Here is an 18430-nt window from a genome sequence, read left to right on the forward strand (position 1 = left end):
GATTAAACATTTTAATAATTGATTTTTAAACTGACTCTTATATTTCTACCCAGATCATCTGCGTAATAACGCAAACGATTCAAGTAGTTTCTATAAGATGTATTAAACATATTGGTTATTTGCAGGCCGAGCTGCAAGTCTGATTTTTCGTTGAGATTAAATTTTGCCGATGCGTTCCAGTTCCACAACTGATAAGCAGCAGGCGGGGTACTTACATCTACAACTGCTGTAGTTTCTGTCTCCGGTAAGAACACCTCGAAATTATTGTCCGGAAATTCGTTCTGTCTAAAAACGTATTGACTTTCAATTCCGGTTTGAAAGTCAAACCAGTTTGGAAGTCGAAACTGTATGCCGTTATTCAAACTGGCCGGAGGCATATTGATAAGTGGCAGATCTCTAGTCTGGTCGTAACCTTTAACGATGCTAAACTGAGCTGTTGTTGACCAGTGTTCATTGAAAATATAGGTCGCATCCAGATCAATTCCTGTTAGAAAGGCAGCAGTTTGTCGGTATTCCCAAACTTGGAAATTCCCGCGAATGGTCTGCTGCACTCCAGTAGGCTCGATTAGGATAAAATCATTGATCCAATTCACAAATGGAGCGGCTGTAAAGCTAAAGGCATTCCCTTTTTTCTCTAGGCTTAGCGATACGCGATTGGCCACCTCGCTCTTAAAACGAAGATCTCCCAACTCAATTCTTGAAGCACTGTGGTGCAAGCCTTCGCTGAACAGCTCCGAAGCATTTGCGCTCTGCTGGCCAAGGCATAATTGAAGAACAAACGGTATTGATCGTCTATCTTATAATTAAAGCCCGCAGTTGCTGCTAGATTATTGAACTCCAATTCTGGATTCGCCAAGATCTGCGTGCCCAAGTCTTCTACCACGATGTCTGCAAATTCTTCTTGATATCCACGTTGTTCCCAAAAAGTAGAACGATAGAACTTAAAAGCATCCATTAGCGTATAATCAAAACGCAAACCGGCTTCGAAAAGCAGTCTATCGTTTATCGTCCAATCCGCAATGGCGAATGCACCAATTGTATATTGCTCATAATCGGGGATCAAACGGCGTACTCCTGTAGAAGGATCTGCAACATTCTCTTGATAGATCAGGTTGATCCCAGTATTGATGTTAAGCACCTCGTTAAGCTCACTTTCCAAACTGGCCACAAAGTTATGGGTGGTCAACTCCAAGTCTACAGCAGCTCGGTCTATATCCTCTCCGCGGCGCACATCGAACTCAAAGCGTTGGTTCCACTGCAGATCGTACTGCAAGCTGAGTTTGCCCAAGTTCTCAAATTGCTTGAAATAGGAAAGCCTACCGGTTAGGTGTTTTACCTCCTGTCTAGGAACTAAGATGTCGTAAGTGAAATCCTCAACAATCAAAGGCCTATCGCTGTTTATGGCAGCCACCTGATCTTCGGCACCGCCTAAATGACTCGCTCTAAGAATACCTATAGTGGTTTGGAAGTAACTCATATAGGCCTCAAAGCCAGAAGCTATATTATTCTTACCTAGTCGCAGAGAGAAATCTCCTTCTTCTACGCCCGTATTGCTTAACACATAGTCTGGAGCTTCAAAATCACCAAAGCGCTTGGCCGTACCCTGTATGGCTGCATACCAACCATTCTCATAACCTTTAAAGAGTTCTGAGGTTATACTGCCGCCACGACCATTGGTTGCACCACTTAAGATCGTTTTGCCGTATAAGGTGTCGGTAAGCAAAACACGTCTAGGTTCTGCAATTATGACTCCGCCCACAGCATTTCCGGAATACTGCAGGGTAGAGGCTCCTTTTAAAACAGTGATCTGTCCGGCGCTATTGATATCGATATTAGGAGCGTGTTCTGCACCCCATTCCTGGTCCTGCAAGCGCACGCCATTATTGATAATACTGACCCTGCTGCTATGTAGTCCGTTGATAACGGGCTTAACCACCGTATTTCCGGTATTTAGCGAGGAGACTCCGCTAAGGGTATTAAGCACATCACCCAGGCTGCCACTGCTGTATTGTTCTATAGTAGCAAGGTCTAAGGTGTTGTTGAGCTGTGTTTCTGATTGCGTTCTGAATGATCTGCCGGTTATCAGAACCTCGTTCAAGGCCTCTAAATGATGCTCTAAAAACAGCGTGCGCTCTGTATCCTTGCGCAGATTGATCTCGAAGCGTTGTGTTTTACACTGCGGATGCTGAACTTCCACCACGTAGATAGCCGGACACAATCCGGAGAAAGTAAAACGTCCATCCAGATCCGTATAAGCAATAGCAGTACCGCCTACGATACTCAGCGTAGCTCCATTTAAAGCTGTATTCTCATGACTGTCTATAACACTGCCACTAAACTTGAGTTGGCAATCTTGTGCTATAGCACAGAGGGTACACAGGCATAAACCTGCAGTAACTAAAAATTTATTCATTAGGGGATTCCTTGATTAAACAATCCTGTTGACGGAGTGCTTAAGCAAGGGGTGGTGCACGACCAGTGGCGCTAATTGCCTGCGCCTTATGCGTGGAATCTAACCAGTTTGGGTAGCTTACTAGGACTTTTTGAGCGAGTGGCTCTTCCAATTCACTAAAAAAGAGCTCGTCAAAAAGCGGCAAGCGCAAATCATCCAATTCACAAACCGGTGCGTCCTCGTGCATGTGCACATCGGTCTCAATACAGACCTCGTGCTGATGTAGATCTAATACGTGAACATATTGCGAAGCTGTAGGAAACAGCAACAGCCCCAAAAAGAAAAGGGCGGCCAATTGCGATATGTAGGTATAGTTTTTCAATCTTTTAATAAAAATGATAGGCCTAATGCGCGTAACATCTTTTTCTCAAAGTTCCAGAAAAATTTAAATTCTCCAAACAACCAACCAAAAAATACCAACAAAACCTGATAAATAGGGAAGATAAGTAGTATTCTAGCCGGCCAATAGATCCAAGCACTGCCAGATCTTGAAATTCCTAGGAACTCTACCAAAGGCCCAGCAAATTTAGCCGCTGTGCTCCCTGTAATGGCAAAAACTAGGAAAATTACAGTGAGTTGCCAATTGTTCTGAATGTTCCAACGTGCTTTTAGTTTTTCCATCAGAGCTTTTGTTTATAGGTCTGTTGAAAATAAATGAACCAATTGTATAGCAGATAATTCACTTCCTTTCCGTATTTCACATTAGGCTGATAGTCTATCTGCCAGAGATACAACTGAGAATCGTATTGATTCGGGTTGATCACCCTGCGGTTGTATTCTTGCACATAGAACAAATTCCTATTTTCTAAAAAGCTCAAGGTGTAATAGTCTTCTGGAAACTGGGTCACCAGCCAATTGTAGAATCCTGGTTCTATGATAATGATCTCGTAATCTAGGCTGTCATTGGCAATACGAACAGTGTCATTTACAGCAGCAGTATTTCTGGCCGTTTGAGACGGCGCCTTGTAACCGTCACAGCTAAATAGAATTAATCCCGTAAGTAGGAATCCTAGAAGATACTTCATCTGCATTCGCATTGCAGCTGTAAATTTACTAAATCTACAGGCAACCCCTAAATTTCTTTAACGTCCTTTAACAAAAAAAGAGGCCATAAGCCTCTAATTCTGTTGTTATTTGGAGTTTTATCTAGCGCCCGCCAAAAAGTCCACCGAGTAAACCACCCAGTCCACCTTTTTTCTTGTTGCCTCCGGAATTCAATACCATTCCAGCTACATCGTCTAAGATACTTCCGTCGCCATCACCATCTAATAAAGATTCGATCATGGATTGTTGCTTAGGTTGTTGAGAAGCACTGCCGCCCATCAATCCGCCTAGAAGATCTCCTAGACCAGCACTTGATTGTACATTTTGTTGACGTTGTTGTTTTCCTAAATATCCCAGTAGAATAGGAGCTGCAATTTTTAGAATATTTCCTACGGTATTGGAATCTAATCCAGATTTTGAGGAAAGGGCAGAAGTTACATTCTGTTGAGATCCTCCCAATACGTGTCCTAAGATACCAGCACCATCGTCCATCACGCTCTGATCAACACCGCCGCCAAAAAGGCCACCTAGGTTATCTAAGATACTTCCGTCATGTTTCCCGGAAAGCGCACCCATAAGGCCTTCTGCACCTTCTGGAGAAGCAGCATTGCGTTTCATAGCACCCATTAAAACAGGCAAAGCCATAGACAATACTGACTGTGTTTGTGACTGAGAAGCATTTGTTTGAGAGCTAACTCCGTTTATAATTTGTTTGCCCATATCGCTTTGGAGCAAATCCATTAATCCTTCCATGTTTATTGTTTAGTAATTAATTCTGACTACAAATTAAAAAAGGTGAGGTACAAAAACTAGTACCTCACCTTAAAAATTTGTCTAAACATCGGTTAAAGCGCTGAGTTTAACCGACCAAATGCACTATCCAAGCAAACTCACAATCTGTTCTGCAAGCTCTGTTCCGATTCGATCTTGAGCCTCTTGGGTTGCTGCACCGATGTGTGGTGTCAAAGAGACCTTTGGGTTCATCAAGACCTTGATCGCTGGTTTGGGTTCTTCCTCAAAGGTGTCTAAGCCGGCGAAAGCGAGTTTTCCGCTGTCCAAAGCCTCTATAAGAGCCACTTCGTCTATCACCCCGCCGCGAGCGGCATTGATAAGAGCAGCACCCTCTTTCATTTGTGCCATTTCTGCCTTGCCGATCACATAATCTTTTTGTGCAGGTACGTGTAGGGTAACAAAATCAGCATTTCTCAATACCTGATCCATAGTGGTTGTTTTGATCTCAAAATCTAAAGATCGACCGTCAAAGAAATCCAAGTGTAGCGTAGCTGCTTCGGTAAACTTGTCATGTGCAAGTACTTTCATCCCGCAACCAATGGCGATCTTCGCAACGGCTTGGCCAATTCGTCCAAAACCTATGATCCCCAAAGTCTTACCTCTTAATTCGGCACCTTTGGCATAGCTCTTTTTTAGATCTTTGAATTTGGTATCACCATCAAGGGGCATATTTCTGTTGGAGTCATAAAGGTATCGCACCCCAGTGAAAAGGTGAGCAAAAACCAATTCAGCTACTGAGGCAGACGACGCCGCCGGAGTGTTGATCACGTGCAATCCTTTCTCGCGGGCATAATCCACATCAATATTATCCATACCAACTCCGCCGCGACCAATAAGCTTAAGGCTAGGGCAGGCATCTATAAGGTCCTTTCTAACTGTAGTTGCAGATCGGACAAGCAGACCTGTTATCTCATGCTCGTTGATATAATTCTCTAATTGCTCTTGAGCCACTTTAGTGGTGATCACTTCATAGCCTGCCGCTTCTAAAGCGTTAACTCCACTTTGTGAAATACCGTCATTGGCTAAAATCTTCTTCATTATTCCTGCTGATTTTTATTAAGCTGTTCTTTGAAATTCTTGCATTACATCGACCAAAACCTGTACGCTGGCCAGTGGTAAGGCGTTGTACATAGAAGCGCGATATCCTCCAACACTGCGGTGTCCGTTCAGGCCATTAATGCCTGCATCTTGCCACATCTTGTTGAAACGATCTGCTTGTGATTCATCGTTAATGGTAAAAGTGGCATTCATAGTAGATCGGTCTGCCGGATCTGCCACAAAACCTGTAAAGAGTTCATTGCTGTCGATCTCATTATATAACAGAGACGCTTTTGCCTCGTTGATCTGGGCTATGGTTGCAACACCACCTTGCGCCTTTAACCACTCCAGGGTCAACATAGAGGTGTATACTGCAAATACTGGCGGCGTGTTAAACATACTGTCTTTTCCAATATGTACCTGATAGTCCAACATAGAAGGAATGCTGCGCTGAACTTGCCCAAGGATTTCCTCTTTTACAACTACCAAAGTAGTTCCTGCTGGTCCCATATTCTTTTGAGCCCCGGCATATATAAGATCGAATTGACTAAAGTCTAATGCACGTGAAAAGATATCACTACTCATATCGCATACCAATGGCGCATCCGTTTGCGGAATTTCTTTGATCTGAGTACCGAAAATGGTGTTGTTGGTAGTTAGGTGCAAATAATCCAAACCTGAGGGTATCTCATAGGCTTTTGGAATATAATTGAAATTCTTGTCCTTGGACGAAGCTACTTCAACCAGATCTCCAAAGAGCTTAGCTTCTTTAATTGCTTTAGAGGACCAAGTTCCTGTATTGAGATAACCGGCTTTGGTGTTTAGTAAATTGTAAGCTACCATTAGGAACTGCATGCTGGCGCCGCCTTGCAAAAACAAGGCCTGGTAACCTTTACCAGTTAAACCGAGATGTTCCAAAGCCAGGCTTCTGGCGTTTTCCATTACGGCAACAAATTCCTTACTTCTATGTGAGATCTCGATTATAGATAGCCCTATTCCGTTGTAATCTACCACTGCATCTGCAGCTTTTTGCATAACAGATTGAGGTAAAATACATGGACCGGCGCTAAAATTGTGTTTCTGCATGCTTGTTTTATTAAGAGTACAAAGATGTTAATTAAGTGAACGTCCTGTGTTAATTAAGCAATAAATTATCAACTAAAGTTTTAACAAGAAATCCATAGTATCCACGCCATCAGCATAGTCGTTGAGTCCAGGACTTTGAGAAGTTCCAAAGGGAATAGCCTTTGACATACTTTTTGGCCCTACAATACATTGGATTTGATCTTGCTTTGCTTGGATTTTATCCTCCAGATCTTCCTTGTTTTTATAGGTCTCGTAAAAGACACTGGCAATAGGAGAAGCCATGCGCTCGTCTTGCTTTATCATAAAGAAGCCATTTTCGAGAAAATCGAATTGACTCATTAAAAAGACAGCTTTGTTGTAATCGTAATTGTTTTCGTATTTCTTATGTTCGAGCAAGTGTTTCCAAGCGTATACAGCCTTGAAAACCTTATCAAAATCATAGCCTACAGGAACAAAGAGTTTCGATACCGAGCGGCAACCTAGTCCGTAATAGCGAAATATATCATTGGATAGGCCAGCCAATTCTTCGACAGATTCATCACCAGACAAAACAGCAACAGAGTTTCTATTGCGTCTAATTATGTGGGGCTTACCTTTAAAGTAATGTGCAAAATAACGAGCAGTATTATCGCTCCCTGTTGCAATTACCGCATGGTAATCCGAGACAGCTTCCTTTCTAATTTCGATATAGTCTTTCCAAGCCGGCTCAATGGCTATTAATCGGTTAAAGAGATAGGGTAGTAGTAACTGATCGTTGGAGGAGAGTTTTATTTGCAGCTTGTTCCCGCTTAAAAGCACGCAAAGCGCATCATGCAGACCTACCATAGGAATATTTCCAGCGGCTATTACTGCTATGGTCTTAGGCTCATTGTCATTAATGATATAAGGAGCTAGCCAATTCTCAAGTCTTCGAGCCTGCAATTCGGCTGCCCAAGCCGCTAAAGCAAATCGCACTTGCTCTTCGGTAAACCAGCCGTTATGGGCCTCAGCGCGGTTCAATAAGTGCTTAAGATCTTCAGAAGGTGGGTCCTGGGCAATTAGGGCTTTGAGTTCATCTCCTAGCTTGCTCCAACTCGCAATGCGTTTTTCTAGATCCAACTTCATTTGTGATTACCGCTTTTAGGCTTTATTTTTGCATGGCAAAGTTAGAAAAAGAAAATGCTATGGCGATCATAATTACCGACGAATGTATCAATTGCGGCGCCTGTGAGCCAGAGTGCCCAAACACTGCCATATATGAGGGTGCCGACGATTGGCGTTATGCAGACGGAACAGATCTCACCGGAGACTTGGTATTGCCCAACGGAGCTGCAGTGAACGCAGAGGAGACCCAACAACCTATAAGTGATGAGATCTACTATATAGTACCCGATAAATGTACGGAGTGCATGGGCTTTCACGAAGAGCCGCAATGCGCAGCCGTTTGTCCGGTAGATTGTTGTGTTCCGGACGAAAATCATGTAGAAGACGAAGAGACCTTGCTCGGAAAGCAGGCTTTTATGCACCACTGATCATAAAATAACTTATTCGAAACGCCGCTTAGTCGGCGTTTTTTTATGTCCTATTTCCGGCGGTGAACTCTAGATTTTATTATTTTAGAGGAAATCACATTATGCCTATCTGGTTAAATATCACGCTCACTGTCCTTGCCATTTACCTGGCAATAAGCTTGGTATTGTACTATGTTCAGGATTATTTCTTGTTCAAACCCGAGAAGCTGCCTAAAGATTTTCAGTTCTATTACGAAAATCAGATCGTACAAGAATACAACCTAGAAACCCGCGATGGAGGTGTAATAAACGGTTTGCATTTTAAAGTAAAAGATCCTATTGGCGTTGTGCTTTACCTAAAAGGGAACTCCAAGAGTATAAAAGGATGGGGGAAGTTCGCCGTGGATTTTACGCGTCATAAGTACGATGTGATCATGTTAGATTACCGCGGATTTGGTAAGAGTACAGGCAAACGAAGCCAAAAGGCCATAAAACGCGATGTACAATATGTCTACAATAAGATCCGTGAACGCGTTAGTGAAGAGTACATCATTATCTACGGCCGTTCCATGGGTTCTGGTTTTGCTGCCAAGATAGCTTCGGAGAATCATCCGCGGATGCTCATTTTGGATGCGCCTTATTACAGTCTTACTAAAACCACTTCGAGATACATGCCCTTTATGCCGCTATCGGTCATTTTATAGTATCCGATGCCCACCTACAAATGGCTCAAGTATGTACGTTGCCCAATACACATAATCCACGGCACACAAGACAAGTTAATACCCTTTAAGTCTAGCATTAAGTTGTCAAAGATAAACCCCAGCAGAACAAGACTTTACGCGGTTATTGGTGGAGGACATAAGAATTTGAATAATTTCGAATCCTACCATCGTATGCTCAGTGAAATACTAACTTCTGAACCAATGGAGATCGATCTGGAAACAACTAGTATGAAAGTAAAACACAGTTCTAAGGCCAATGCGTAAACTGTTCTTTGGGGTCGCCATTTTTACGATACCGTATACGGTTTTTTCAATATTTATGTATTTCATTCAAGACAATATCATGTTTCAGCCGCAGCCCCTGGCCTCGGACCATGTCTATCAGTTTGAATCCAAGTTTGAGGAATTCAACCTCTGGACTCCAGATAGTATAGCGCTGAATGCCCTTCATTTTAAAGTTCCTGAACCCAAAGGGGTGATTTTATACTACCACGGGAATGCGGGTAATTTAGATCGCTGGGGAGGCATAGCTGAGCAGTATACACGCTACGGTTACGATGTTATAGTGATGGATTACCGCGGTTATGGAAAAAGCGGAGGCGAGCCCGCAGAGCCGAGTATGTATACCGATGCGCAACTTTTTTACGATCATGCTAAAGGGCAATATCCGGAGCAGAACATTACCGTATTCGGCCGTTCTTTAGGAACTAGTGTCTCAACCTTTTTGGCTGCGGAGAATAAACCCGGCCGCCTGATCTTAGAAACCCCGTTTTACAGCATAGAAGACATTGCCAATACGCGTTTTAGATATTTGCCCGTTCAATGGCTTATAAAATATGAGTTCCCCAGTTTTCAGTATGCCCCAGCCGTAGACTGCCCAACGCTGATCTTGCACGGTACCCGAGACGGAGTGGTTCCTTTCAGTTCTGGACAAAAATTATTTATGGAATTCAAACCGGCCTATGCCCATTTTGTCACCATAGAAGAAGGGCGGCATAACAATTTGGATGAGTTCGATAAATACCGCGCTTCCTTAGACCAATTCATTCGATGATTTAATTCACTTTCCTGCTTCGGGAATAGGGGGCAATTCTTATCTTTGCCGCCAAATCGAATAGCGCTCATGAAAGCCGGAATTGTAGGATTACCCAACGTAGGAAAATCAACACTATTTAATTGTTTGTCTAACGCGAAAGCGCAAAGTGCCAACTTTCCTTTCTGTACCATAGAACCTAACTTAGGGGTGGTGAACGTACCAGACACGAGATTGGAAGTATTAGAGAAACTCGTAAATCCGGAGCGTGTGGTTCCTGCCACTGTTGAGATCGTGGATATTGCAGGGCTTGTAAAAGGCGCTAGTAAGGGTGAAGGTTTGGGGAATCAATTCTTAGGGAACATTCGTGAGACCGATGCTATTTTACATGTACTTCGCTGTTTTGACAATGACAATATTGTCCACGTTGACGGTTCGGTGGACCCAGTTAGAGACAAGGAAACCATAGACATCGAGCTGCAGCTAAAAGATCTAGAAACTGTAGAAAAGCGCTTGGACAAAGTAAAGCGCGCTGCCAAAACAGGGAATAAAGAAGCTCAAAAAGAAGAAGCAGCTTTGAATTTGATCAAAGCAGGCTTGGAGGCTGGTAATTCTGTACGTGCTATAGACGTGCCAGAGGACGCCAGAGAGGCTTTTGTAGATCAACTACAACTCATTACCGACAAACCTGTAATGTATGTTTGTAATGTGGATGAGTCCAGTGCAGTTAGTGGTAACGCTTATGTAGAACAAGTGAAGGCCGCGGTAGCACAAGAAAACGCAGAGGTTTTGGTATTAGCCGTAGGAACTGAGGCAGATATCAACGAGCTGGAAGATTACGAAGAACGTCAAATGTTCTTGGACGATATCGGTTTGGAAGAGCCTGGAGCCTCCAAATTGATACGCGGAGCTTACAAACTACTTAACTTGCAGACCTATTTCACAGCAGGAGAAAAAGAGGTTCGTGCTTGGACTGTGCCAATTGGAGCCACAGCACCACAAGCTGCGGGCGTTATTCACTCAGACTTTGAAAAAGGTTTTATTCGCGCAGAGGTAATTGCCTATGACGATTATGCCGAGCTAGGCTCCCGAGAAAAGGTCAAGGAAGCCGGTAAACTCGGAATAGAAGGTAAGGAATACATTGTTCAGGACGGAGATGTTATGCTGTTCCGTTTTAACGTCTAACGATTCTCATACATAGACACATAGCGGGTTTCTCCAAGTTTTTTCATTTTACGTACTCCAAGGGCATCCAATTGTTCATTGGTATTGGCTATCCACGCAGGTGCCAAACAATGCTGAGGCGACAGCGCCAAGGCTTTTTCGAACATTTTTAGTGCTCGCCGGTATTGTCCAGAATAAAAGAACTCTCTACCAAAGATCATGTATTGCTCTGCTTTAACATCTTTTGATTGCACATAAGGATCTTCAGATACCTCTTCCAGATCTGTTTGGTTTTTAGAAAACTGTTTAGCGGCAACAGGAGCAGCGTGAGACTCTGGCTTGTGGTAACTGCCAAAGCTGCTGAATATAAATAGCAAAGCGGCAAAGATCAGCAAAAGGACAATTGCAGTTTCTACACGTCTTCTGCGACGTAGCTTTCTACCAACTCGTTTTATTTCTGAGGCGCTCCATGTTGTGAGCTTTTTGTTTTCGGATTCATCTCTGCGGATGTCCTTGTCTTTCAGGCCCATAATAGTGCGCTTGCTCTTAAAACGGCTGGAGCGTTTTTTAAGCAGCTTACGGTTGTTTCTCAATATGGTATTTGCGCCACCTGAATGCATGATAAGAGGAAAGGGTTTACGGTATTAGTCGCAAAAAAGCTCAAAATGTTAATAAAACCTTAAAGGATCCGAATGAAAATCCGCTTAAGCCCTGTATTTCTTAACAATTTCAGGAGTCTTATTGTTAATTACTTTAGGCAATTCTGGTTTTAAAAAAGTAGTCGAAATCCTATATTAGCAGGCATACTCCCACAACAGATTAATGGCAAAAGAAGCACAATATACCGAGGATAATATACGCTCGCTGGATTGGAAGGAACACATCCGCATGCGTCCCGGAATGTACATCGGGAAGCTGGGAGATGGTTCTTCTCCAGACGATGGTATATACATCTTACTCAAAGAGGTAATAGACAACTGTATCGATGAATTCGTCATGGGCGCGGGTAAGACCATCGAGATCCGCATCAAAGACAAAGAAGTCCACGTACGCGACTACGGCCGTGGAATACCTTTGGGCAAAGTAGTGGATGTGGTGTCCAAAATGAATACTGGAGGTAAATACGACTCCAGAGCCTTTAAAAAATCTGTAGGTTTGAACGGGGTAGGTACCAAAGCCGTAAATGCGCTATCTACTAGTTTTCGTGTCGAGTCTGTTAGAGACCAGCAGATCAAAGCCGCCACTTTTGCATACGGCGAGTTGGTAGAAGACCTACCTGTGGAAGACACTTCCCGCAGGAAAGGTACCAAGGTGAGTTTTGTGCCCGATCCGGAGATCTTTAAGAATTACAAGTACCGTTCGGAGTATGTGGCCAAGATGCTCAAGAACTATGTGTATCTCAACCCTGGGCTTACCATTGATTTTAATGGAGAAAAGTATCATTCTGCCAATGGTCTAAAGGATCTGTTGGAGGATAATATGAACAAGGAGGATATGCTGTATCCTATCATCCATTTACGCGGTGATGATATTGAAATAGCAATAACCCATTCCAAAACACAGTATAGTGAAGAGTATCACTCCTTTGTCAACGGGCAGAATACTACCCAAGGAGGGACGCACCAAGCTGCTTTTCGTGAGGCCGTTGTAAAAACTGTTCGTGAGTTCTACGGCAAGAACTATGACGCCAGTGATATTCGCAAGTCTATAGTAGCAGCCATTAGCGTTAAAGTGATGGAGCCTGTTTTTGAGTCGCAGACCAAGACCAAGTTAGGTTCCACAGAAATGGGAGACGGTTTGCCTACTGTAAGAACGTATATCAACGATTTTGTCAAAACTCAAGTTGACAACTTCTTGCACAAGAATCCAGAGACAGCAGAAAAGCTGCAACGCAAGATCATGCAAGCCGAACGCGAGCGCAAGGAACTTTCCGGTATTCGCAAATTGGCTAAGGAGCGTGCTAAAAAAGCGAGTCTTCACAACAAAAAACTTCGCGACTGCCGTGTGCATTTAGGTGATATGAAGAACGATCGCCGTTTGGAGTCTACGCTATTTATAACGGAGGGAGATTCTGCAAGTGGTAGTATTACTAAGAGTCGTGATGTGAACACCCAAGCGGTATTCTCACTTAGAGGAAAGCCTCTGAACTCTTATGGGATGAGCAAGAAGATCGTTTACGAGAACGAAGAGTTCAACCTCTTGCAAGCGGCACTCAACATAGAAGAGTCACTAGAAGACTTAAGATACAATAACATTGTAATAGCTACGGATGCCGATGTGGATGGGATGCACATTCGTTTGCTACTTATCACTTTCTTTTTGCAGTTCTTTCCAGAACTTATCAAAGAAGGGCATCTTTACATTCTACAAACCCCACTGTTTAGAGTGCGAAACAAAAAAGAGACCATCTATTGTTATTCGGAACAGGAGCGAATAGACGCCATAGAAAAACTCAAGCCCAAGCCAGAGATCACCCGATTCAAGGGATTGGGCGAGATATCTCCGGATGAGTTCAAGCATTTTATAGGCAATGATATTCGTTTAGATCCTGTGATGCTAGACAAGGCCATGTCCATCGAGTCTCTGCTGAATTTCTATATGGGCAAGAATACCCCGGACCGACAAGAATTTATTATCAATAACCTAAAGGTTGAATTGGACCGTGTAGAGGACTAGAGCCTTAACACGCGTAGACAGACTATGAGCGATCAAACTCCTTTGAATTCAGACGAATTAAACCCAGAAGATTCTCAAGATACCATCACCAAGGTAACAGGAATGTACCAGGATTGGTTCTTGGATTACGCCTCTTATGTGATCTTAGAACGCGCGGTTCCTGCCATTGAAGATGGTTTTAAACCTGTGCAGCGTCGGATCATGCATTCCTTAAAAGATCTGGATGATGGCCGCTACAACAAAGTAGCCAATATTGTTGGGCATACCATGCAGTACCACCCGCACGGGGATGCGTCTATAGCGGATGCTATGGTACAAATAGGTCAGAAGGACCTGCTTATTGACACGCAAGGTAACTGGGGAAACATACTTACTGGAGATAGGGCAGCGGCTTCTCGTTATATCGAGGCCAGATTGTCTAAGTTCGCTTTAGATGTTGTCTATAACCCAAAGACCACGGATTGGCAATCCTCTTACGACGGCCGAAAGAAAGAGCCGATCCACCTTCCTGTAAAATTTCCATTGCTGTTGGCCCAGGGAGCAGAAGGGATTGCAGTTGGGCTCTCAACCAAGATCATGCCGCACAACTTTGTAGAGCTTATCGATGCTTCTATAAAACACTTGCAAGGTAAACGCTTTACGATCCTCCCAGATTTTCCAACGGGCGGAATCGCTGATTTTACAAACTATAACGACGGTTTACGCGGAGGTAAGATCCGCAGTAGAGCGCGTATCAGCCAATACGATAAGAATACACTTGTCATTACCGAAATCCCGTTTGGTACTACGACGAGCTCGCTTATCGATTCGATCTTAAAGGCTAACGATAAAGGCAAGATCAAGATCAAGAAGATCGAAGACAACACTGCCGCAGACGTGGAAATCTTGGTGCATCTACCAAGTGGTATTTCTCCAGATAAGACCATTGATGCCTTGTATGCCTTTACCAATTGCGAGACTTCTATTTCGCCTTTAGGCTGTGTGATTGAAGACAACAAACCACTCTTTATAGGCGTCTCTGAAATGCTCAGAAGTTCAACGGACCGCACTGTAGAGCTGCTTAAAAGTGAATTGGAGATTCAATTAGGAGAATTAGAAGAGCAGTGGCATTTTGCCTCCTTGGAGCGCATCTTCATTGAAAATCGTATTTATCGCGACATAGAGGAAGAAGAAACCTGGGATGGCGTTATCAGTGCTATCGACAAGGGGCTTAAGCCGCATATCAAACATTTGAAGCGCGCAGTTACTTCAGAGGATATTACGCGTTTGACAGAGATTCGAATTAAAAGAATTTCCAAATTTGATATAGACAAGGCTCAACAAAAGATAGAGGCCTTAGAAGAGCAGATCGCAGCGGTGAAACACCATCTTGCACATCTGATCGAATATGCGATAGATTATTTTAAGCGACTAAAGAAAACCTATGCGGCGGGCAAGGAGCGCAAAACTGAGATCCGTGTCTTTGAAGATATAGAAGCAACCAAGGTAGTTATTCGCAACACCAAACTGTACGTCAATAGAGAAGAAGGTTTTATCGGTACGTCCTTGCGCCGAGACGAGTACGTTACCGACTGTTCTGATATAGATGACATCATCGTCTTTACCCAAGACGGTCAAATGATGGTGACCAAGGTAGACAACAAGACCTTTGTCGGCAAAGGGATCATTCATGTCGCTGTGTTTAAAAAGAAAGACAAGCGCACTATCTACAACATGATTTATAAAGACGGGACTCGTGGAGCAACTTATGTCAAGCGATTTGCCGTTACTGCAATAACAAGAGACAAGCACTACGATCTTACTGCGGGCAATAAAGGCAGTAAAGTACTGTATTTTACAGCGAATCCCAATGGAGAAGCAGAGCTAGTTACCGTGCTTTTACGCCAATCCGGCAGTATAAAGAAACTCAAATTCGATCTGGATTTTGCCGATCAGCTGGTAAAGGGCCGCAATTCCAAAGGAAATATTGTGACCAAGTATCCTGTAAAGCGCATTGAGCTTAAGGAAAAGGGCTTGTCTACACTTAAGCCTCGTAAGATCTGGTTTGACGATACCGTACAACGCCTAAATGTAGATGGCCGTGGAGATTTCTTGGGCGATTTTAGAAGTGAAGATCGCTTGCTTATCATCAATCAGTCCGGTATGGTCAAAACGGTCATTCCAGAGATGACCTTGCATTTTGACAGCGATATGATCGTACTGGAGAAATGGGATCCGAAGAAACCGCTCACAGCTATATACTGGGAGGGAAGCAAGGAACTCTATTACGTAAAACGCTTCTTGATAGAAAACCCAGACAAAGAAGAGAGCATAATAGGTGACCACAGTGATTCTCAATTGGAATGCATCTTTACAGACTATCGCCCGCAAGCCGAGGTTGTTTTCGCCAAGAAGCGTGGTAAGGACAGAAAAGAGAATCTAGTGATCGATCTGGAAGAGTTTATAGCGGTCAAGGGAATCAGTGCTATGGGCAACCAGCTCACCAAAGACAAGGTATTAGAGATCAACGCAATGGAACCATTGCCATATGAGGCTCCAGAAGCCTTACCAGCAGAGGATATGGAAGTTGTGGACGAACAAGACGTAAGTCCTGCTCAACAGGCCGTAGATGACTCAAAAGCTACAGATACGGCTGCGGAAGACGCTAAAGACGATTCTGGAGAAGAAGGGCAGACTACTTTGTTCTAGTAGTGGCTTCGCTGACTTTCGTGGCAGTGCCTTGGCGAACGTAACGTTTGCTGGCCTTATTCTTTTTAATCACCATTGCATATTCGAAGGTGTAATTACTTCCTTCTGTTTTTAAGATCTTAAAGTGGACCGGGCGTTCTTCGGCTTGATTCTTAGGACGTAAATTCTTCATCACGTACTCACAGTCGTTGATCCAACGTATACTAAAGGTATCTATCTTTTCGTCATAATAATCGATCTCGATAGTATCGTTACGTACAAAGGTGGTCTGCTTGAGCTCCCCATTAACAAACTCCTCAAAAGTAAAGGTACCTGTTTTGAAGTCGGCACAATTGCGCTCCGGCTCCTGACAAGCAATTAGACTTAAAAATATAGTAGCGAGTAGCAGTATTTTTTTCACTTTACAAATTTCGTGAAAATGCCGCTTAATTGGGTCGGTATTTCTTAAAACTTCCGTCTTTGTAAAAGATGATGATCTGTTCAATTGAAGAATCGTTAACCATTTGTTGCTCTTGCTTTTTCTCTGGCTCAATTTTGGTTTGTTCAATTTCAGGCGTTTCCTCTGTATAAGTAGTTGCGCCCGCTTTTGGAAATTCGCCTTTTCCATTGAGCAGCCAATAGAGTTCAACTTCCTCAAAAGACTCGACCACCTTTATCACAAAATCCAAACTGGGTTTATTTCGTCCGGAAAGTAGGTGAGAGATACTAGATCTGTTCACACCAATAGTCTCTGCAAATGCTGCCGAGCTAAGACCGTAATAGTCCATGATCTGCTTTAAACGCTTAGAAAAGGCTTCTGTGTTTACCATTAGAACAAAGTGTGTTACAAATGTAACGCAATAAGGGTTATGAGGCTACAGTTTTAACAAAAACAGAAGTATTTAATCTAAACTAACAGTACACATAAAATATATTAAAGTATTGAAAGTAAGATATATATAGGTTACATATACTTTAATAATTATTTTTCTCTATGATACAGTCTCACACGGCATTGATGTGTTTACATGTGTAACTAATTTCATTAAACTATTTGTTTACAATTGTAAATTATTGATTGTTTACATTTGTAACAACATAGTTTGTCTCTAAAGTGAACCTAACCCATCGTTACCTACCATTACGTACCATTACGCCAGTTTTAAATCGCTTAGCCGCTTCAGATCTTTTTACTTTAAAAGACCTAGGGCTCTCTGTGGAGAACAGACCCATAAAGGCTCTTAGATTTGGGCGTGGTGATTTTAAAGTACTTTGTTGGTCTCAAATGCACGGTAATGAATCGACCACCACAAAAGCATTATTAAATTACTTCTTAGCGCTCGAGTCTGATCCAAAAGCTACACAGTTATTTAAGAGTTTGACGATACTTGCGATTCCTATGCTTAACCCTGACGGTTCGGAACGTTTTACACGCGAGAATGCCCACGAGGTCGATCTGAATCGCGACGCTCAGGCCCTGACGCAGCCAGAAAGCAAGATCTTGGCAGATGTTTTCACTGCGTTTAAACCAAACCTCTGTTTGAATTTACACGGACAGCGCAGTATCTATGGCCTAACTGGGACAGAGAATCCTGCGGTTTTGTCTTTTTTGGCGCCTGCGGCCGATGCGGATAGAACAATTACCCCAGCGCGACTAAAAGCGATGGCTCTAATTAATCGCATTACCAATAAGTTGCACGAGGATCTAGGCAAACAAATTGGCCGCTATGATGATAGCTTTAACCTAGACTGTGTAGGCGACACCTTTACTTCTAGTGGCGTGCCTACCATTTTATTCGAAGCGGGTCAATACCTCCTGGATTATCAGCGCAATAACACTGCAGCCCTTATTCAACGCGCATACAAGGTCTTGTTCGATAGTTTGCTTGTGCAAGATGAGCTGCCCCCAGCGGATAAAATATTATCGGCTTATCTGGAATTGCCGGAGAACACTGTCAACTACTGCGATATCATAGTAAAAGGCGGTTTGCCAGAATCTTCCGGACAGCATAAAGACCTGCAGTTTCAATACCAAGAAGTTGTTGAAAACGATCGTTTGCGATTTATACCGCAGCTATTACCCAAGGAGGAAACTCCTAGGCTTTATGCCCATCGCTATATTGATGGTTCTGAACTAAGTACTTTACTCAAACGTTTGAATAGAGACAGTTGGCCCTCATTTATTGACGATTATGTACAAAAAAAGTACAGTCTTTAAAAATTCTTCAATAAAATCTGTGATTTTGCCTATTTTTCTCATAAT

The 18430-nt window shown here is 43.1% G+C and carries 20 protein-coding genes; 8 read left to right on the forward strand and 12 right to left on the reverse strand.

The window, feature by feature from the left end:
- Positions 1–11: 11 nt before the first annotated feature.
- The 9 genes from BTO09_RS14675 to BTO09_RS13160 all read right to left on the reverse strand — a co-directional run bounded on the left by BTO09_RS14675 (position 12) and on the right by BTO09_RS13160 (position 7516).
- Positions 12–689 carry a TonB-dependent receptor domain-containing protein gene (locus BTO09_RS14675; RefSeq protein WP_369826883.1) on the reverse strand — a complete coding sequence of 226 codons (678 nt, stop codon included), beginning with the start codon at positions 687–689 and terminating at the stop codon, positions 12–14.
- Positions 641–2413: a TonB-dependent receptor domain-containing protein gene (locus BTO09_RS13125; protein WP_369826884.1), complete on the reverse strand. Its 1773-nt coding sequence runs from the start codon at positions 2411–2413 to the stop codon at positions 641–643. The genes BTO09_RS14675 and BTO09_RS13125 overlap by 49 nt, the downstream gene beginning before the upstream one ends.
- Before the next feature lie 40 nt (positions 2414–2453).
- Positions 2454–2774 carry a hypothetical protein gene (locus tag BTO09_RS13130; RefSeq protein ID WP_087525218.1) on the reverse strand — a complete coding sequence of 107 codons (321 nt, stop codon included), beginning with the start codon at positions 2772–2774 and terminating at the stop codon, positions 2454–2456.
- Positions 2771–3073 (reverse strand): DUF6787 family protein, encoded by a 303-nt coding sequence (locus BTO09_RS13135; RefSeq protein WP_087525219.1) that lies wholly within the window; start codon positions 3071–3073, stop codon positions 2771–2773. The genes BTO09_RS13130 and BTO09_RS13135 overlap by 4 nt, the downstream gene beginning before the upstream one ends.
- Complete coding sequence (locus BTO09_RS13140) at positions 3073–3477, reverse strand: DUF6146 family protein (RefSeq protein ID WP_087525571.1); 405 nt, start codon at positions 3475–3477, stop codon at positions 3073–3075. The genes BTO09_RS13135 and BTO09_RS13140 overlap by 1 nt, the downstream gene beginning before the upstream one ends.
- Before the next feature lie 121 nt (positions 3478–3598).
- Positions 3599–4249: a DUF937 domain-containing protein gene (locus tag BTO09_RS13145; RefSeq protein WP_087525220.1), complete on the reverse strand. Its 651-nt coding sequence runs from the start codon at positions 4247–4249 to the stop codon at positions 3599–3601.
- Between the two features lie 123 nt (positions 4250–4372).
- Positions 4373–5326: a D-2-hydroxyacid dehydrogenase gene (locus tag BTO09_RS13150; protein ID WP_087525221.1), complete on the reverse strand. Its 954-nt coding sequence runs from the start codon at positions 5324–5326 to the stop codon at positions 4373–4375.
- Positions 5327–5344: 18 nt separating this feature from the next.
- Positions 5345–6412 (reverse strand): 3-phosphoserine/phosphohydroxythreonine transaminase, encoded by a 1068-nt coding sequence (gene serC, locus BTO09_RS13155; RefSeq protein WP_087525222.1) that lies wholly within the window; start codon positions 6410–6412, stop codon positions 5345–5347.
- Between the two features lie 72 nt (positions 6413–6484).
- Entirely contained in the window at positions 6485–7516 is a 1032-nt protein-coding gene (locus BTO09_RS13160; RefSeq protein WP_369826885.1) for an acyl-CoA reductase, read from the reverse strand.
- Positions 7517–7575: 59 nt separating this feature from the next.
- Between BTO09_RS13160 and BTO09_RS13165 the strand changes: the two genes are divergently transcribed.
- The 5 genes from BTO09_RS13165 (at position 7576) to ychF (ending at position 10845) form a co-directional block, all read left to right on the forward strand.
- On the forward strand, positions 7576–7923 hold the full coding sequence (locus BTO09_RS13165) for a 4Fe-4S dicluster domain-containing protein (RefSeq protein ID WP_087525573.1): 348 nt from the start codon (positions 7576–7578) through the stop codon (positions 7921–7923).
- 101 nt (positions 7924–8024) lie between these two features.
- Positions 8025–8606 (forward strand): alpha/beta hydrolase, encoded by a 582-nt coding sequence (locus tag BTO09_RS13170; RefSeq protein WP_232454965.1) that lies wholly within the window; start codon positions 8025–8027, stop codon positions 8604–8606.
- A 102-nt stretch (positions 8607–8708) separates the two neighbouring features.
- Positions 8709–8891 (forward strand): hypothetical protein, encoded by a 183-nt coding sequence (locus BTO09_RS14595; RefSeq protein WP_232454966.1) that lies wholly within the window; start codon positions 8709–8711, stop codon positions 8889–8891.
- Entirely contained in the window at positions 8884–9681 is a 798-nt protein-coding gene (locus tag BTO09_RS13175) for an alpha/beta hydrolase (protein ID WP_087525223.1), read from the forward strand. The genes BTO09_RS14595 and BTO09_RS13175 overlap by 8 nt, the downstream gene beginning before the upstream one ends.
- Positions 9682–9750: 69 nt before the next feature.
- Positions 9751–10845 carry a redox-regulated ATPase YchF gene (gene ychF / locus BTO09_RS13180; protein WP_087525224.1) on the forward strand — a complete coding sequence of 365 codons (1095 nt, stop codon included), beginning with the start codon at positions 9751–9753 and terminating at the stop codon, positions 10843–10845.
- On the opposite strand, the gene BTO09_RS13185 is transcribed toward ychF, so the two are convergent.
- Positions 10842–11444: a tetratricopeptide repeat protein gene (locus BTO09_RS13185; RefSeq protein ID WP_087525225.1), complete on the reverse strand. Its 603-nt coding sequence runs from the start codon at positions 11442–11444 to the stop codon at positions 10842–10844. The two genes, ychF and BTO09_RS13185, sit on opposite strands and share 4 nt — an antisense overlap.
- A gap of 202 nt (positions 11445–11646) precedes the next feature.
- On the opposite strand from BTO09_RS13185, the gene BTO09_RS13190 reads away from it, so the two are divergent.
- Positions 11647–13500: a DNA topoisomerase IV subunit B gene (locus tag BTO09_RS13190; protein ID WP_087525226.1), complete on the forward strand. Its 1854-nt coding sequence runs from the start codon at positions 11647–11649 to the stop codon at positions 13498–13500.
- Between the two features lie 24 nt (positions 13501–13524).
- Positions 13525–16188 carry a DNA gyrase/topoisomerase IV subunit A gene (locus BTO09_RS13195; RefSeq protein WP_087525227.1) on the forward strand — a complete coding sequence of 888 codons (2664 nt, stop codon included), beginning with the start codon at positions 13525–13527 and terminating at the stop codon, positions 16186–16188.
- Here BTO09_RS13195 and BTO09_RS13200 read toward each other — a convergent pair.
- Together BTO09_RS13200 and BTO09_RS13205 are read right to left on the reverse strand one after the other, a co-directional pair.
- Positions 16175–16588, reverse strand: a complete 414-nt coding sequence (locus BTO09_RS13200; protein WP_198356491.1) for a DNA topoisomerase IV — start codon at positions 16586–16588, stop codon at positions 16175–16177. The genes BTO09_RS13195 and BTO09_RS13200 overlap by 14 nt on opposite strands.
- Positions 16589–16613: 25 nt before the next feature.
- Complete coding sequence (locus BTO09_RS13205; protein WP_087525228.1) at positions 16614–16997, reverse strand: helix-turn-helix domain-containing protein; 384 nt, start codon at positions 16995–16997, stop codon at positions 16614–16616.
- Positions 16998–17281: 284 nt separating this feature from the next.
- Here BTO09_RS13205 and BTO09_RS13210 point away from each other — a divergent pair, with 284 nt between their 5' ends.
- On the forward strand, positions 17282–18385 hold the full coding sequence (locus BTO09_RS13210) for a M14 family zinc carboxypeptidase (protein WP_087525229.1): 1104 nt from the start codon (positions 17282–17284) through the stop codon (positions 18383–18385).
- Positions 18386–18430 lie beyond the last annotated feature (45 nt).

Origin of the sequence: Gilvibacter sp. SZ-19 (assembly GCF_002163875.1) — a bacterium.
GTDB lineage: Bacteria > Bacteroidota > Bacteroidia > Flavobacteriales > Flavobacteriaceae > Gilvibacter.

Bases quoted from the DNA above. Each gene is read 5' to 3' on its own strand.
- BTO09_RS13140 (WP_087525571.1), bottom strand. From the start codon at position 3,477: ATGAAGTATCTTCTAGGATTCCTACTTACGGGATTAATTCTATTTAGC.
- BTO09_RS13160 (WP_369826885.1), bottom strand. From the start codon at position 7,516: ATGAAGTTGGATCTAGAAAAACGCATTGCGAGTTGGAGCAAGCTAGGA.
- BTO09_RS13195 (WP_087525227.1), top strand. From the start codon at position 13,525: ATGAGCGATCAAACTCCTTTGAATTCAGACGAATTAAACCCAGAAGAT.
- BTO09_RS13150 (WP_087525221.1), bottom strand. From the start codon at position 5,326: ATGAAGAAGATTTTAGCCAATGACGGTATTTCACAAAGTGGAGTTAAC.
- BTO09_RS13190 (WP_087525226.1), top strand. From the start codon at position 11,647: ATGGCAAAAGAAGCACAATATACCGAGGATAATATACGCTCGCTGGAT.
- BTO09_RS13165 (WP_087525573.1), top strand. From the start codon at position 7,576: ATGGCGATCATAATTACCGACGAATGTATCAATTGCGGCGCCTGTGAG.
- BTO09_RS13135 (WP_087525219.1), bottom strand. From the start codon at position 3,073: ATGGAAAAACTAAAAGCACGTTGGAACATTCAGAACAATTGGCAACTC.
- BTO09_RS13170 (WP_232454965.1), top strand. From the start codon at position 8,025: ATGCCTATCTGGTTAAATATCACGCTCACTGTCCTTGCCATTTACCTG.
- ychF (WP_087525224.1), top strand. From the start codon at position 9,751: ATGAAAGCCGGAATTGTAGGATTACCCAACGTAGGAAAATCAACACTA.
- serC (WP_087525222.1), bottom strand. From the start codon at position 6,412: ATGCAGAAACACAATTTTAGCGCCGGTCCATGTATTTTACCTCAATCT.
- BTO09_RS13175 (WP_087525223.1), top strand. From the start codon at position 8,884: ATGCGTAAACTGTTCTTTGGGGTCGCCATTTTTACGATACCGTATACG.
- BTO09_RS13125 (WP_369826884.1), bottom strand. From the start codon at position 2,413: ATGAATAAATTTTTAGTTACTGCAGGTTTATGCCTGTGTACCCTCTGT.
- BTO09_RS13205 (WP_087525228.1), bottom strand. From the start codon at position 16,997: ATGGTAAACACAGAAGCCTTTTCTAAGCGTTTAAAGCAGATCATGGAC.
- BTO09_RS13145 (WP_087525220.1), bottom strand. From the start codon at position 4,249: ATGGAAGGATTAATGGATTTGCTCCAAAGCGATATGGGCAAACAAATT.
- BTO09_RS13185 (WP_087525225.1), bottom strand. From the start codon at position 11,444: ATGCATTCAGGTGGCGCAAATACCATATTGAGAAACAACCGTAAGCTG.